This window comes from Streptomyces sp. NPDC001880 (assembly GCF_053594575.1).
In genome coordinates this window covers 97,016-112,666 of sequence record NZ_JBSFET010000004.1, presented here as the reverse complement: position 1 = coordinate 112,666, position 15,651 = coordinate 97,016, and the positions used below count along the sequence as shown (strand labels likewise).

Below are 15,651 nucleotides of genomic sequence, written 5' to 3'. Positions count from 1 at the left end.
GGGGTACACCCTCTTTCGCCATCACACTGCGTGCGGGACGCTCGCAGTTGGCGGCGCCGCGAAGCAAGCACCCAGGAGGCATCAAGTGGTCGACGCACATCGGACGTTCGTCATCGTCGGCGGAGGGCTGGCGGGAGCGAAGGCAGCCGAGACGCTCCGGGAGGAGGGTTTCAGCGGCCGGGTGATCCTGCTCGGCGACGAACGGGACCACCCGTACGAACGCCCTCCGCTCTCCAAGGGCTACCTCTGCGGCAAGGAGGACCGGGACAGCGTCTTCGTCCACGAGACCGCCTGGTACGCGGGCGCCGACATCGAGCTGCACCTGGGGCAGCCCGTCACCTCGCTCGACCGGGAGGCCCGCGCCGTACAGCTCGGCGACGGCACCGTCGTCCACTACGACAAGCTGCTGCTCGCCACCGGCGCCGAGCCGCGCCGCCTCCCCGTTCCGGGCACGGACCTGGCCGGCGTCCACCATCTGCGCCGCCTCGCACACGCCGACCGGCTGCGCAATGTACTGGCCGCACTCGGCCGCGACAACGGCCATCTGGTGATCGCCGGGGCCGGCTGGATCGGCCTGGAGGTCGCGGCGGCGGCGCGCGGCTACGGCGCCGAGGTCACCGTCATGGAACCGGAGCCGACCCCGCTGCACCACGTCGTCGGCCCCGAACTCGGCCAGATCTTCACCGATCTGCACAGCGACCACGGGGTCCGCTTCCACTTCGGCGTCCACCTCACCGAGATCATCGGCCAGGACGGCCTGGTGCTCGCCGTCCGCACCGACGACGGCGAGGAGCACCCCGCCCACGACGTGCTCGCCGCGATCGGCGCCGCGCCCCGCACCGCCCTCGCCGAGACCTCCGGGCTCGCCATGGCCCCGCGCGCGGACGGCGGAGGCATCGCCGTCGACGCCTCCCTGCGCACCAGCGACCCGCACATCTTCGCGGCCGGTGACGTCGCCAACGTGTACCACCCGCTGTTCGGCGCCCGGCTGCGTGTGGAGCACTGGGCGAACGCGCTGAACAGCGGCCCGGCTGCGGCCCGCGCCATGCTCGGCCAGGAGGTCAGCTACGACCGGGTGCCGTACTTCTTCTCCGACCAGTACGACCTCGGTCTCGAGTACTCGGGCTGGGCGCCGCCGGGCAGCTACGACCAGGTGGTCATCCGGGGCGACGCGGGGAAGCGGGAGTTCATCGCCTTCTGGCTGAAGGACCGCCGGGTGCTGGCCGGGATGAACGTCAACGTGTGGGACGTCACCGAGACCGTACAGGGGCTGATCCGGTCCGGCCGGCAGATCGACCCGGACGCGCTGGCGGACCCGTCCGTACCGCTGGAGACCCTGTCCTGAGCCGTGCCCGACCGGGCCCGGCCGTCCGTGCGGCGCGCACGGCTCTTTGCGGATCACATCGGCGCGCGGCACGGCTGTCCTACCCCACCCGTAGACTTCATCCGTGGCAGGCAGGATCAATGACGACGACGTGAAGGCGGTACGGGACGCGGTCCCGATCGACGCCGTCGTTTCCGAGTATCTCCAGCTGCGCAACGCGGGCGGTGGCAACCTCAAGGGCCTCTGCCCCTTCCACGACGAGAAGTCCCCCTCCTTCCAGGTCAGCCCGAGCAAGGGTCTCTTCCACTGCTTCGGCTGCCAGGAGGGCGGTGACACGATCGCCTTCGTCATGAAGATCGACCACCTCTCGTTCTCCGAGACGGTCGAGCGGCTCGCCGCCAAGGCGGGCATCACCCTGCGGTACGAGGAGGGCGGCTACAACCCCTCCCACCAGCGCGGCGAGCGCATCAGGCTGGTCGAGGCGCACAAGGTGGCCGCCCAGTTCTACGTCGAGCAGCTGGACGGCCCCGAGGCCGAGATCGGCCGGAAGTTCCTCGCCGAGCGCGGCTTCGACCAGGCAGCCGCCGCCCACTTCGGCGTCGGCTACAGCCCGGCGGGCTGGGACCACCTCACCCGCTATCTGCGCGGCAAGGGTTTCAGCGACAAGGAGTTGATCGCCTCCGGCCTCTCCCAGGACGGCAGGCGCGGCCCCATAGACCGCTTCCGCGGCCGGCTGATGTGGCCGATCAGCGACACCTCCGGCGACATCGTCGGCTTCGGCGCCCGCAAGCTGCGCGACGACGACAACGGCCCGAAGTACCTCAACACCCCCGAGACCGCGATCTACAAGAAGTCCCAGGTGCTGTACGGCATCGACCTGGCGAAGAAGGACATCGCCAAGGCCAGCCGGGCCGTGGTCGTCGAGGGCTACACCGACGTCATGGCCTGCCATCTCGCCGGGATCACCACCGCCATCGCCACCTGCGGCACGGCCTTCGGCGGCGATCACATCAAGATCCTCCGCCGGCTCCTGATGGACAACGGCAGCGCCCGGGTGATCTTCACCTTCGACGGCGACGCGGCCGGGCAGAAGGCCGCCCTGCGCGCCTTCGAGGACGACCAGAAGTTCGCCGCGGAGACGTACATCGCGATCGCCCCGGACGGCATGGACCCCTGTGATCTGCGCCTGGTCAAGGGCGACGAGGCGGTCCGCGACCTGGTCGAACCCCGCACCCCGCTCTTCGAGTTCGCACTCCGTCAGATCGTCGGCCGGTACGACCTGGAGACCCCGGCCGGCCGCGCCGCCGCGCTCGACGAGGCGGCCCCCGTCGTCGCCCGGATCAAGAACAGCTCCTCGCAGCACGAGGTCGCCGTCCAGCTGGCCGGCATGCTCGGCATTTTGGACACCCAGTTCGTCGTCAAGCGCGTCGGCCAGCTCGCCCGCTGGGCCCGCGAGCGGGGCGACCAGCGGGGCCCTGCCCAGCCCCCCTCCCGAGGCGACCGCCGGCACCAGCAGATCCAGGCACCCGCCGTACCCTCGGGCCCCGCCCTCAACCTCCGCAGCCCCGCCCACCGCACCGAGCGCGAGCTGCTGAAGCTCGCCCTGCAGAAGCCGGCACTCGTCTCACCGGCCTTCGACGCCTACGGGGCGGACGAGTTCACCGCCCCGCCGTACGCCGCCGTCCGCCAGTGCATCGCGGAGGCGGGCGGCGCCGAGACGGGTGTCCCGGAGACCCGCGAATACCTGGCCCAGGTGCTCGACGCGACCCCCGACGACACGGTGCGCAAGCTGGTCACCGAGCTGGCGGTCGAGGTCTTCCACGGCAAGACCATCGATGAGGCGTACGCGGGCGAGCATCTGGTCAAGGTCCGGCTGCGCGCCGTGGACCGCCGGATCAACGAGGTACAGGGCAGCCTGGCCCGGCTGGGCAGCAATGTCGCCCCGGACCACCTGGCGGCCGCACAGAACGAGGTCTGGGTCCTCCAGCAGTACGCCCAGTCCCTGCGCAACAGCGGGGCCGACGCGCTCTGAGGGTCTGTCGGGCGACCTCCGACCGGGCGGCCACGCCCTGGAGCGCGCGCTTCCCGCATTGCCGTGGGTCGCCGACGCTCCGCGGTCACACCCTCCTCCGCCTTGGAATCGCATGCACCGGACCGCGTCCGCCATCCGAACCGAGGTCACCCGACAGGTCCTGAGCGAGCACCCGGCACGGCAAGCGCCCCCGCGTAACCGACCGGTCACGGAACGGACTCAGAAAGTCGTCGCACGCCCCTCGTGGCGGCGATGTGTCTTCCCCCACACTGGGGGCGGTGCCTGAGACATCGGAGCGCGGGCGGCCCACCGAACGGTGGTCCTCCATCCCGCGGTCCGGCAGCGATCACCTGGAGGTCGCCCCCGTGCAGACCCGGACCCTGACCAAGACCGAGCACGTCTCGGCCGTCCCCGCACAGAACCGGGCCGTGCACCGTCCGGAGGGCGCGGTGGAGCCGCCGTTACCGAACGAGCCGCCGGAGCCGCTCTCGGAGGAGCCGCCCCGGGCTCCCGGGACGGCCGGGCCGCGGAGCCGTCCGGAGACCGCCGGTCCGTCCTCCGACCTCTTCCGCCAGTATCTGCGGGAGATCGGCCGGATCCCCCTGCTCAGCGCCGCCGACGAGGTGGAGCTCGCCCGCCGCGTCGAGGCCGGACTCTTCGCGGAGGAACGGCTCGCGAGCACCCCGGACCCGGACACCCGGCTGGCCGTCGACCTCGACCGGCTGGTGGTCATGGGGAGGATGGCCAAGCGCCGCCTCATCGAGGCCAACCTCCGGCTCGTCGTCTCCGTGGCCAAACGCTATGTCGGCCGCGGGCTGACCATGCTCGATCTGGTCCAGGAGGGAAACCTCGGGCTGATCAGGGCCGTCGAGAAATTCGACTACGCCCGGGGCTACAAGTTCTCCACGTACGCGACCTGGTGGATCCGTCAGGCCATGTCCCGCGCCCTCGCCGACCAGGCGCGGACCATACGGGTCCCGGTCCATGTCGTCGAGCTGATCAACCGCGTCGTACGCGTCCAGCGCCGGATGCTCCAGGAGCGCGGATGCGAGCCCACGGCGGAGGAGGTCGCCGGCCAGCTCGACCTCACCCCGGAGCGGGTCGGCGAAGTCCTGCGGCTCGCCCAGGAACCGGTCTCGCTGCACGCCCCGGTCGGCGAGGAGGAAGACGTCGCCCTCGGAGACCTGATCGAGGACGGCGACGCCGCGTCCCCGGTCGAGTCCGCCGCGTTCCTGCTGCTGCGAGAGCACCTGGAAGCGGTGCTCTCGACTCTCAACGAGCGCGAGCGGAAGGTGGTCCAGCTGCGCTACGGGCTGGACGACGGGCGGCCCCGCACCCTGGAGGAGATCGGCAGGATCTTCGGCGTGACCCGCGAACGCATCCGTCAGATCGAGTCCAAGACCCTCGGCAAACTGCGCGACCACGCCTTCGCCGACCAGCTCCGCGGCTACCTCGACTGACGGCACGAGGGCCCGCACCGCCGGGCGGCGGTGCGGGCCCTCACATCCGAACGGACAGCGTTCCTAAGGCGTGTGTTCGAAAGTCCCGCCTGGTCGGGGCGGACGACGCTGCTTTCGAAACCTAGGGTCTGTCCGGCGGATCATGGCCGGGGTCGCGGCGTCTGGCACGGCGCCTCGCGGCGTTGCCGAAACGTCCGAACAGCTCCGCTTTCAAGACGCTCCGGCGCCTTGCGATGCACCGCACCGGACGCCGCGCCCTGTCCGACCCTGATCCGCCGGACACGCCCTAGTCGACCTCGGCGACCGCCTGCGCGAACTGCGCCGAATACAGCCGGGCATAGGCACCCTCGGCGGCCAACAGCTGCTCGTGCGTGCCCTGTTCGACGATCGAGCCGTTCTCCATCACCAGGATGACGTCGGCGTCCCGGATGGTGGAGAGTCGGTGCGCGATCACAAAGCTCGTACGGCCGTGGGCCAGCCGCGCCATCGCCTTCTGGATCAGCACCTCCGTACGGGTGTCGACGGAGCTGGTCGCCTCGTCGAGCACCAGGATCACCGGGTCGGACAGGAACGCCCGCGCGATGGTGATCAGCTGCTTCTCGCCCGCGCTGACGCCGGAGCCCTCGTCGTCGATCACCGTGTCGTAGCCGTCCGGCAGGGTACGGATGAACCGGTCGGCGTGGGCCGCCTTCGCCGCCTCCTCGATCTCCTCGCGGGTGACCTCGCGCGAAGCGCCGTACGCGATGTTGTCCGCGATCGAACCGCCGAACAGCCAGGTGTCCTGGAGGACCATGCCGATGCCCTGCCGCAGCTCGTCGCGCGACATCTTCGTCACGTCGACCCCGTCCAGCGTGATCCGGCCGCCCGTCACCTCGTAGAACCGCATCAGCAGATTGACGAGCGTGGTCTTGCCGGCGCCCGTCGGGCCGACGATCGCGACCGTGTGGCCGGGCTCGACGTTCAGCGACAGATCCTCGATGAGCGGCTTCTCCGGGTCGTAACGGAACGACACCTTCTCCAGCGCGACGCTGCCCCGCAGCTCCTCGGGGCGCTCGCGCTCGCCGGGCGCGGGGTCGGCGCACTGCTCCTCGGCGTCCAGCAGCTCGAAGATCCGCTCGGCCGAGGCGACGCCCGACTGCACCAGGTTCGCCATCGAGGCGACCTGTGTCAGCGGCATCGAGAACTGCCGCGAGTACTGGATGAACGCCTGCACGTCACCGATCGAAAGCGCCCCCGAAGCGACCCGCAGGCCACCGACGACGGCGATCAGCACATAGTTCAGGTTGGAGACGAACATCATCAGCGGCTGCATGATCCCGCTGTTGAACTGCGCCTTGAAACCGGCCTCGTACAGCGCTTCGTTCTGCTCGGCGAAGTCCTTCGCGGACTCCTCCTGCCGGCCGAAGACCTTCACCAGGGTGTGCCCGGTGTACATCTCCTCGATGTGGGCGTTGAGCTTGCCCGTCACCTTCCACTGCTGCACGAACTGCGGCTGCGAGCGCTTGCCGACCTTCGTGGCCACGACCACCGAGAGCGGCACCGTCACCAGCGCGACCAGAGCCAGCAGCGGCGAGACCCAGAACATCATGATCAGCACGCCGACGATGGTGAGCAGGGAGCTGATGAGCTGGCCCATCGTCTGCTGCATCGTCTGCGAGATGTTGTCGATGTCGTTCGTCGCCCGGCTGAGCACCTCGCCACGCTTGGCCCGGTCGAAGTACGACAGCGGCAGCCGCGAGAGCTTCGTCTGGATGTCCTCGCGCAGCTGGAAAACGATCCGGTTGATGATCCGGATCGACAGCCGGGTCGCCACCAGCATCAGCAGACCGGCGCCGACATAGACCGCCAGCGCCACCAGCAGTACGTCGCGCACGGCGCCGAAGTCGATGCCGTGACCGGGGACGAAGTCCACCCCGGAGAGCATGTCGGCCAGGCCGCTGTCGCTCTTGCGCAGCCCCTCGACGGCCTGGTCCTTGGTCGTCCCCCCGGGCATCTCCCGGCCGACGACCCCGGCGAAGATCAGGTCGGTCGCCCGGCCGAGGATCTTCGGCCCGATCACCGACAGGGCGACGCTCAGCACACAGGCCGCCAGCACCCCGTACAGCGAGACCTTCTCCGTCCCGAAGCGCCTGAGCAGCCGCTTCGAGGACCCCTTGAAGTCCATGGACCGGTCGGTCGGCGCCCCGCCCGCCATCATGCGTCCGCCAGGCCCGGCCATTACGCGGCCTCCGCTTCCGTCAGCTGGGAGAGCACGATCTCCCGGTACGTTTCATTGCCGTCCATCAGCTCGTGATGGGTACCGGAGCCGACGACCCGGCCCTCGTCCAGCACCAGGATCCGGTCCGCGTTGCGGATGGTGGACACCCGCTGCGCCACGATCACCACGGTCGCCTCGGCCGTCTCCCGCGACAGTGCCCCGCGCAGCGCGGCGTCGGTGGCGTAGTCGAGTGCGGAGAACGAGTCGTCGAAGAGATAGATCTCCGGCCGCTGCACCAGCGTCCTGGCGATGGCCAGCCGCTGCCGCTGCCCACCCGAGACATTGGTGCCGCCCTGCGCGATCGGCGCGTTCAGACCGTGCTCCAGCGCCGTGACGAACTCCTTGGCCTGCGCCACCTCCAGCGCGTGCCACAGTTCCTCGTCGGTCGCGTCCGGGTTTCCGTACCGCAGGTTCGTCGCGACCGTCCCGGAGAACAGATACGGCTTCTGCGGCACGAGGCTCACGGTCTTCGCCAGCAGCGCCGGCTCCAGCGTCCGCACGTCCGTACCGTCGACCAGCACCTGGCCGTCCGTCACGTCGAACAGTCGCGGTACGAGACCGAGCAGCGTCGACTTCCCGCTGCCCGTCGACCCGATGATCGCGGTGGTCTCGCCGGGGCGGGCCACCAGATCCACCGCCCGCAGCACCGGCTCCTCGGCGCCCGGGTAGCGGAAGTCCGCGCCGCGCACCTCCAGATGTCCGCGGGCGCGCAGCTCGCGGACCGGCTTGACCGGGGGCAGCACGCTGGACTCGGTCTCCAGGACCTCCTGGATGCGCTCGGCACAGACCTCGGCGCGCGGCACCATCATGAACATGAAGGTGGCCATCATCACCGACATGACGATCTGCATCAGATACGCGAGGAAGGCGGTCAGCGCGCCGATCTCCATGCCGCCGCTGTCGATGCGGTGGGCACCGAACCAGAGCACCGCGATCGACGAGACGTTCACGACTGTCATCACGGTGGGGAACATCAGTGCCATCAGCCGGCCCGTGGACAGCGCCACGTCCGTCAGCTCGGTGTTGGAGCCGCGGAACCGCTGCTCCTCGTAACCGTCACGGACGAAGGCGCGGATGACGCGGTTGCCGGTGATCTGCTCGCGCAGCACCCGGTTCACCGTGTCGAGCCGCTCCTGCATGGTGCGGAACAGCGGACGCATCCGCTTCACGATCAGGCTCACTGCGATGCCGAGCACCGGCACGACCGCGAGCAGCACCGCCGACAGCGGGACGTCCTGGCCGAGCGCCATGATGATGCCGCCGACGCACATGATCGGGGCCGACACCATCAGGGTGAACGTCATCAGTACCAGCATCTGGATCTGCTGGACGTCGTTGGTCGTACGGGTGATCAGCGAGGGCGCCCCGAACCGTCCGACCTCACGCGCCGAGAACGACTGCACCCGGTCGAAGACCGATGCCCGGATGTCACGGCCGAGCGCGGACGCGGTACGGGCGCCGAAGTAGACGGCCCCCATGTTGCAGACCACCTGGCCGATGCTGACGGCGATCATGATGCCGCCGAATTCGAGGATGTAGCCGGTGTCCCCCTTGACGACACCGTTGTCGATGATGTCGGCGTTCAGGGTGGGCAGGTAGAGGCTGGCGCAGGTCTGCAGCAGCTGGAGAAGAACCAGCAGCAGGATGGGCTTTCTGTACGGACCGAGATAGGCCCGCAGGAGTTTTATGAGCACGCGTGTCTCTCGGAGTCGGCAGAGGGCGGGAGTCGATCCATTTTCCGGCACCGGCGACGGCGACTGCGAGCGATTTTACTCAAGACCAGGTCAAAAAACAGACCGAGTACACAAGTGGAGGGGTTCATCCCCACTGGTGTACCCGGCCGTGTCGCACAGGTGGGCGGCTCAGCGTGCGGAGTCGAACGCTCCGGGGTGGATCTGGTCCCGCGTCGCCACGTACTGCCGGCGCACCGCCTGCCCGGCCGCCAGCTCCTCGCCCGGCTCCAGCACCTGCGCCGCGGCGCCCTGCCAGGCCGGGGGAATGAGTGGATCGGCCGTTCCCTGCGATACCCCCAGCGCCCAGGCCGCCTGCCGGGCCGCGCCCAGTGCCGCGTACTCGGCGGGCTGCGGCACGACCACCTGCGTACCGAACAGCGCCGGAGCGATCCCCTGCACGGCGGGCAGTTCGGCCGACGCCCCCAGCAGGAACACCCGCCGCACCTCGACGCCCCGGCCGCGCAGCACATCGAGCGCGTCGGCCAGCGAGCAGAGCATCCCCTCGAACGCAGCCCGCGCCAGATGCTCCGGCTTCATCGACTCGCGCCGCAGCCCGCACAGCGTCCCCGCGGCGTGCGGCAGCTGAGGCGTCCGCTCGCCCTCCAGGTACGGCAGGAGCACCAGCCCGGAGGCGCCCGGCGTGGACTTCAGCGCCAGCGTGGAGAGCTCTTCGAGGCCCTCCACGCCGAGCATCTCGGCAGTCCCGCGCAGCGCCCGTACCGCGTTGGAGGTGTGCACCACCGGCAGATGCTTCCCGGTGGCGTCCGCGAACGAAGTGATCGTCCCGGCCGGATCGGACAGCGCCTCGTGGTGCACCGCCATGACCGAGCCCGACGCCCCCAGCGACACCACCGCGTCGCCCGCACCGACCCCGAGCCCGAACGCCGCGGCCATGGTCTCGCCGGTCCCCGCGGAGATCAGCAGCCCCTCGGGCGTCGTCCCGGCCGCGTCGGCGGGGCCGAGCACCTCGGGCAGCGCGGCCTGGTGCCCGAGCGCGAGCTCCACCAGATCGGGCCGGTAGGAACCGGTGTCCGCAGACCAGTAACCGGTGCCGGACGCGGCGCCCCGGTCGGTGGTCCGCCGGGCCGGACGCCCCAGCAGCTGCCACACCAGCCAGTCGTGCGGCTGGAGCACCGCGGCCACCCGCTGGGCCGCCTCCGGCTCGGTACGTGCCAGCCAGCGCAGCTTCGACACCGGCTGCGCGGCCTGCGGCACCGCCCCGACCGCCTCGGCCCAGGCCTGCCGCCCGCCGAGCCCGTCGATCAGATCGGCCGCGGCGGCCTGGGCCCGCTTGTCGTTGCCGAGCAGTGCCGGGCGGACGAGGTTGCCCTGGTGGTCCAGCGGCACCAGGCCGTGCTGCTGGGCGGAGACGCCGATGGCCTGCACCCCTTCGAGCAGCCCCTCGGTGGCGGCCTCACCGAGCGAGAGCAGCCACGCCTGAGGGTCGACCTCGGTGGCCTTCGGCTCGACGGGGTGCGCGGCGAACCCCCGGCGCAGCACGGCGCCCGTGTCCGTATCGCAGACGACGATGTGCGTGAAGGCGGAAGAGCTGTCCAAGCCGGCGACTATCCCCATGCCCAAGATTCTGCCGCACCGCCGGGGCTTTTCCGTACCGGTGGCGCGGCAGTGGTGGTGCTGTCCTGCTAGGTGTTGCTGGTGCCCCAGTCGTCCTCGCCGTTCTGCCCGCGCTCCCGCAGCGACCGCACCCGGTCGGCCACCGAGGCGGGCACCTTCTCGCCGACCTTCTCGCTCACCGCGTGGTACGCCTTGCCGGCCAGGTCGCGGCCGCTCTGCGCCGCGGACTCGGCGGTGTTGCGCACAGCCGGATTCTGGGCGAACTGGCGCGCGGACTTCTTCATCTGCTCGTAGCGCTCGCGCCCGGCCCTCGTCCCGATCACGTATCCGAGGGCCAGTCCGGCGATGAACGTGAGCCGGTACCGCATGGCTGCCACCCTTCCTTGCTCAGTGCGACGCTCAGTGCGACGTGTGGTGCCCGCCTACCCGCGGGCACCCGAGATCACCCCGGGGGATACCGATTGGCAAAGCACCCCCCTGCTTGCGCTAATGTATGTGTCGCAGCGAACGCGCGCCGCCCGGCAGCAGCCAGGTAGGTAGGGTTCGGTGCATACGCAGCAATCCCCTGTAGCTCAATTGGCAGAGCAGCCGGCTGTTAACCGGCAGGTTACTGGTTCGAGTCCAGTCGGGGGAGCGCGATCCCCTGTAGCTCAATTGGCAGAGCATTCGGCTGTTAACCGGAGGGTTACTGGTTCGAGTCCAGTCGGGGGAGCCGAACGGAAGAGGACCCTGCGGGGTCCTCTTTCGCGTGCCCGTGGTCGGATCGTCGCCGTGGTGCGTGCGGGACGTAGGTGACTCTTTCGCGTCAACTTCGCTCGGATCGGAACCGGGCAGGGTGCGGCGCGGTCTTCATGGTCATGCGAAGCCGACCATCCGGAGCGAGAGATCGTATGACCGGCTATGCTGCGGCAGACGGCGCGCACACTTGTACGCGCCACGCCGAAAAGGGGCGGTAGCTCAGCCGGTTAGAGCAGCGGACTCATAATCCGTCGGCCGTGGGTTCGAGTCCCACCCGCCCCACCGAGCATCCCCAGGCAGAATCGTTCTGACCTGGGGAAACGCGTTTTCCGGCCGTGTTTTGCATGCAGCGTACGCTTCGCGGTGGTGCAGCAAAACTTGTCCTCGCGCCCGCGGGGATGGTCCGTCGGCGGCGCCGTAGGTCTGGGCCAGACTCTGGTTGCCCCCGCGTCGCCTGCGGGGATGGTTCCGCAGCCTGACCACCTACAGATTTTCGTAGAGGGTTGTCCCCGTGCCCGCGGGGATGGTCCGTGACAGACCATCACAAAAACGTCAAGTACCCAGTTGTCCTTGCGCCCGCGGGGATGCTCCGGCGGTACCCGGCGACGCTGCCGCCGCGCCCGCGTCGACCCCGCGCCCGCGGGGATGGTCCGCACTACGACCACCACGTCAGCGGCACAGGACGGTCGACCCCGCGCCCGCGGGGATGCTCCCTGAATGGGGATCACGCCGCCTTTCCTCGTCAGCCGGAGCCCCGTTGCCGTGGGCGAAGGTGGGGCCGCTGGAAGGGCATCGGTGTCCGGGCCGGGCCGGCATGGGGTCTGCGGAGAGTCACTTATGACGACCCTGTGAGCAGATTGCTATTGTTTTTAACTTTTATTCGGATTGTGGCTTGCACGACTTGTTGGTCGTAGGGGGTAGTCGTAGTGTCGAAAGTGCCGCAGCAAGAGCAAGGAGCGGCGCAGTAGCACCCTCCGAAGGAGGCGAAGATGAAGGTTCGTAGCATCTTCGATCACAGGGACGGCGGACACGGCGGCCACGGCGGACGCGGCGGTTACGGCGGACGCGGTGGATACGGCGGACGCGGTGGATACGGCGGACGCGGTGGATACGGCGGACGCGGTGGATACGGCGGACGCGGTTATGGCGGCTACGGCTACGGCTACGGCCGTGGTGGACGCGGCTGGGGTTACTGACACCCTTCACTCCCGGTCCCTGACCCCAATGCGAGGCAGGCTCGCGCACACCGCGCGGGTCCGCCTCGTCGTATGGGGCCCATGGTTACGGTCCCTGGCCCGAGCACCTCTGTGACGTGATGCCCATGCGCTTTCACAGCCCGCTCCAGCGTTCCGCCCGTACCGAAGAGCCGCCCGAGGACCCGGTGACGGACGTTCCGATCCGTACCGACCCCGTCAGCATCCTGGCGTCCTTCCGGCGCTTCTGGCCGTTGACCAGAGGCGACCGGCGCTGGCTCGTCGTCATCTTCATCTGTGCGATCCTGGCCGCCCTCGCCGAGACCGTCACCGTCCTGCTCTTCGCCGAACTCACCGACAAGGCGCTGCAGAGCGGCGACGTCAGCGCCTTCTGGAAGCCCGCCGGTCAGTGGCTCGCCGTGGCGGTCGCCGGTGCCGTGCTGGGGTACCTGGGCAGTTCGCTCGCGGCCTGGACCGCCGAACGCTTCGTGCTGCGGCTGCGGGCCCGCGTGTTCGGCCATCTCCAGAATCTCCCGCCGCACTTCTTCCAGCGCAATCGCCGCGGTGACCTGGTGGAGCGGCTGACCGGCGACGTGGAGGCCATCGAGGCGTTGGTGGTCTCCGGCATCGTCGGGGCGGCGTCCGCGCTGTTCGGCACCGTCTTCTACGCCGCTGCGGCCGTGTGGCTCCGCTGGGACCTGGCCCTCGCCACCTTCGTCATGGTCCCGATCCTCGTGATCGCGACCCGCGGGTTCGCCGGGCCGCTGCGAGCGGTGTCCCGGCGCGGCCGTGCGGCGGACGGCGCCATCACGGCGGTGGTCGAGGAGACACTGGTCAACGTCGTCATGACGCAGGCGTACAACAGGCAGCAGGACGAGGAGGACCGGCTCAGCAGCAAGGCGCGAGTCCGGTTGAGGACCGCGGTGAGGGCCGTCCGTCTCACCGAGTTCTACGAGCAGTTCATCGAGGTCCTCGAAACGCTCTGCGTCCTGACGATCATCGGCCTGGGGGCTTGGGAGATCTCGGCCGGCCGGATGACCCTCGGACAGCTCCTGGCCTTCGCCGCCTTCATCGGCTACCTCTACCCGCCGATCCGCTCGCTGGGCCAGCTCGGTCTGACCGCCACCGCCGCTACCGCGGGCGCCGAACGACTGCTGGAGATCCTCGACGCCGAGCCCGCCGTCACCGACCCGGGCGACCGTGTGCCGGTGCCGCCGCGAAGCCGGGCGCTGGGCCGGGTGGAGGCGCGCCAGGTGTTCTTCCACTACCCCGGCAGCAGCGAGATGGTGCTCAGGGACCTCTCGTTCACCGCAAACCCCGGTGAACTGCTGGTCATCACCGGCCCCAGCGGTGCGGGCAAGTCGACCCTGGCGGCGCTGCTGCTGCGGTTCTACGACCCGGACGCCGGCAGCGTACGGCTGGACGGTGTGTCCGTGGACGGGATGCCGCTGACGTACCTCCGCCGGAACGTCACGTTGCTGCCGCAGGACACCCTCGTCCTGCACGACACCATCGAGCGGAACATCGGCTGCGGAAGCCTCGACGCGAGCCACGACGACGTCGTGCGGGCTGCGCGGGAGGCCGACGCCCATGCGTTCATCGAGGCCCTCCCGGAGGGATATGAAACCGTGATCGCCCCCGGCACCTCCCGGCTCTCCGGCGGCCAGTTGCAGCGCATCGCCATCGCCCGCGCCATGCTGCGCGACGCACCCGTCCTCCTCCTCGACGAGCCCACCACCGGACTGGACCGGCTGGCCGCGGAGCGCATCCTGGAACCGCTGCGGCGGCTGGCCCGGGGCCGCACCACCATGGTGATCACCCACGACCTGGCCCTGGCCGCGGACGCCGACCGCATCCTCGTCCTGGACGAGGGCCGGCTGGTGGAGTCCGGCACCCACGCCCAACTGCTCGGCAGGAGCGGCCTGTACGCCACGCTGTTCGAGCGCCGCTCCAGGCCGCACAACGGAACGGTGTACAAGCCTGCCCGGCCGTCAGGAATCCACTGGAGGTAGCCGGCCCGGGGAAACAAGCCCCCAACTGTAGGGACCGACCCGGCCGTTACTATCCGGCGTGACCGAAACGACCGAAGGACCCGCCCCTCGTACCCGCATATTCGCCGATCTGACACCTCTGCGGAGCTCGCCCGACTACCGGCGGCTCTGGTTCGGGAACACGGTTTCCTGGATCGGGCAGGGGATGACCTCGCTCGCCGTGTCGCTCCAGGTCTACGACATCACCGGCTCCGCCTTCTCGGTCGGGCTCATCGGATTCTGCTCGTTCCTGCCGCTGGTCGTCTTCGGGCTGTACGGCGGGGCCGTCGCCGACACCATCGACCGCCGCAAGCTGGGCCTGGCCAGCTCCGCCGGGTCGTTCGCGCTCTCCGTCGCCCTCGTCGCCATCACCGTCGCCGGGGTGGAGCAGGTGGGGCTGCTGTACGCGATCGTCGGCCTCCAGGCGGCCTGCTTCGCGGTCAACGCACCGGCCCGCAGCTCGATGATCGCCCGTCTGCTGCCGGCCGAGCAGCTGCCCGCCGCCAACGCGCTCAACTCCATGACCAGCACCACCGGAATGCTGCTCGGGCCCATGCTCGGCGGGCTCGTCGTCGGCTGGTGGGGCTACCGGGCCGCGTACACGGTCGACGCCATCACCTTCACCGCCTCGCTCCACGCGATGTGGCGGCTGCCCGCCATGCTGCCGCAGCGCGAGGAGGGAACGGGGGACAAGCGGGCGTCCGTCGCGGACGGGTTGCGCTTCCTCGGGACCAGGCCCAACCTCCGGATGACCTTCTTCACCGATCTGTGCGCCATGGTGCTGGCCCATCCCCGGGCGCTGTTCCCCGTCGTCGCCGTCCTCTGGTACGGCGGGGACGCGCGGACCACCGGGCTGCTGGTCGCCGCCCCGGCGCTCGGGGCGCTGCTCGGCGGGGTGTTCTCCGGCTGGCTGGGGCGCGTCCGGCGGCACGGGCTGGCCGTCCTGATCGCCGTGGCCTGCTGGGGCGCCGCCATCGCGGTCTTCGGCCTGACCCGGCAGCTCTGGCTCGGGCTGCTCTTCCTGGCGCTCGCCGGGTGCGCGGACACCACCTCGATGGTCTTCCGCAACACCATGCTCCAGGCAGCCGTGCCGGACGAGATGCGCGGGCGGCTCCAGGGAGTGTTCATCGTCGTTGTCGCGGGCGGGCCCAGGCTCGGCGACTTCCTGGCGGGATCGGTCGCCGACCTGGCCTCGCCCGCCCTGGCGGTGACCGGCGGCGGGATCGCCTGTGTCGTCGCCGTGGCCCTGCTGGCGCTGCGGTGGCGCGGGTTCGCGCGGTACGACGCGCGGGACCCGCAGCCATGACCG

The 15,651-nt window shown here is 70.0% G+C and carries 10 protein-coding genes and 3 tRNA genes; 9 read left to right on the top strand and 4 right to left on the bottom strand.

The genetic code is table 11. The annotated features are described in order from the left end of the window. Nucleotides 1–85: 85 nt before the first annotated feature. The 3 genes from ACWCQ6_RS04095 (at nt 86) to ACWCQ6_RS04085 (ending at nt 4,816) form a co-directional block, all read left to right on the top strand. Entirely contained in the window at nt 86–1,345 is a 1,260-nt protein-coding gene (locus tag ACWCQ6_RS04095) for an NAD(P)/FAD-dependent oxidoreductase (protein WP_451085210.1), read from the top strand. A 103-nt stretch (nt 1,346–1,448) separates the two neighbouring features. Further along, complete coding sequence (gene dnaG / locus ACWCQ6_RS04090; protein ID WP_451085209.1) at nt 1,449–3,356, top strand: DNA primase; 1,908 nt, start codon at nt 1,449–1,451, stop codon at nt 3,354–3,356. 326 nt (nt 3,357–3,682) lie between these two features. Further along, the gene (locus tag ACWCQ6_RS04085; RefSeq protein WP_451085340.1) at nt 3,683–4,816 is read left to right on the top strand and encodes an RNA polymerase sigma factor; all 1,134 of its coding nucleotides are present in this window, start codon (nt 3,683–3,685) and stop codon (nt 4,814–4,816) included. Between the two features lie 286 nt (nt 4,817–5,102). Here ACWCQ6_RS04085 and ACWCQ6_RS04080 read toward each other — a convergent pair whose 3' ends face one another. The 4 genes from ACWCQ6_RS04080 to ACWCQ6_RS04065 form a co-directional block, all read right to left on the bottom strand. Next, nucleotides 5,103–7,034 carry an ABC transporter ATP-binding protein gene (locus tag ACWCQ6_RS04080; protein WP_451085208.1) on the bottom strand — a complete coding sequence of 644 codons (1,932 nt, stop codon included), beginning with the start codon at nt 7,032–7,034 and terminating at the stop codon, nt 5,103–5,105. After that, nucleotides 7,034–8,767 (bottom strand): ABC transporter ATP-binding protein, encoded by a 1,734-nt coding sequence (locus ACWCQ6_RS04075; RefSeq protein WP_451085207.1) that lies wholly within the window; start codon nt 8,765–8,767, stop codon nt 7,034–7,036. The genes ACWCQ6_RS04080 and ACWCQ6_RS04075 overlap by 1 nt, the downstream gene beginning before the upstream one ends. A 168-nt stretch (nt 8,768–8,935) precedes the next feature. After that, nucleotides 8,936–10,381 (bottom strand): FGGY family carbohydrate kinase, encoded by a 1,446-nt coding sequence (locus ACWCQ6_RS04070; RefSeq protein WP_451085206.1) that lies wholly within the window; start codon nt 10,379–10,381, stop codon nt 8,936–8,938. 68 nt (nt 10,382–10,449) lie between these two features. After that, nucleotides 10,450–10,749 carry a YtxH domain-containing protein gene (locus tag ACWCQ6_RS04065; RefSeq protein ID WP_451085338.1) on the bottom strand — a complete coding sequence of 100 codons (300 nt, stop codon included), beginning with the start codon at nt 10,747–10,749 and terminating at the stop codon, nt 10,450–10,452. 193 nt (nt 10,750–10,942) lie between these two features. On the opposite strand from ACWCQ6_RS04065, the gene ACWCQ6_RS04060 reads away from it, so the two are divergent. The 6 genes from ACWCQ6_RS04060 (at nt 10,943) to ACWCQ6_RS04035 (ending at nt 15,648) form a co-directional block, all read left to right on the top strand. Next, a tRNA-Asn gene (locus ACWCQ6_RS04060) sits at nt 10,943–11,015 on the top strand. 5 nt (nt 11,016–11,020) lie between these two features. Beyond that, nucleotides 11,021–11,093: transfer RNA gene (locus ACWCQ6_RS04055), tRNA-Asn, on the top strand. 234 nt (nt 11,094–11,327) lie between these two features. Continuing rightward, nucleotides 11,328–11,401: transfer RNA gene (locus ACWCQ6_RS04050), tRNA-Ile, on the top strand. Between the two features lie 707 nt (nt 11,402–12,108). Beyond that, a complete protein-coding gene (locus ACWCQ6_RS04045) occupies nt 12,109–12,315 on the top strand; it encodes a hypothetical protein (RefSeq protein WP_451085205.1) in 207 nt (68 codons plus the stop codon). Between the two features lie 125 nt (nt 12,316–12,440). Beyond that, nucleotides 12,441–14,324: an ABC transporter ATP-binding protein gene (locus tag ACWCQ6_RS04040; RefSeq protein ID WP_451085204.1), complete on the top strand. Its 1,884-nt coding sequence runs from the start codon at nt 12,441–12,443 to the stop codon at nt 14,322–14,324. Between the two features lie 58 nt (nt 14,325–14,382). Then, complete coding sequence (locus ACWCQ6_RS04035; RefSeq protein ID WP_451085203.1) at nt 14,383–15,648, top strand: MFS transporter; 1,266 nt, start codon at nt 14,383–14,385, stop codon at nt 15,646–15,648. The last annotated feature ends 3 nt before the right edge of the window (nt 15,649–15,651 follow it).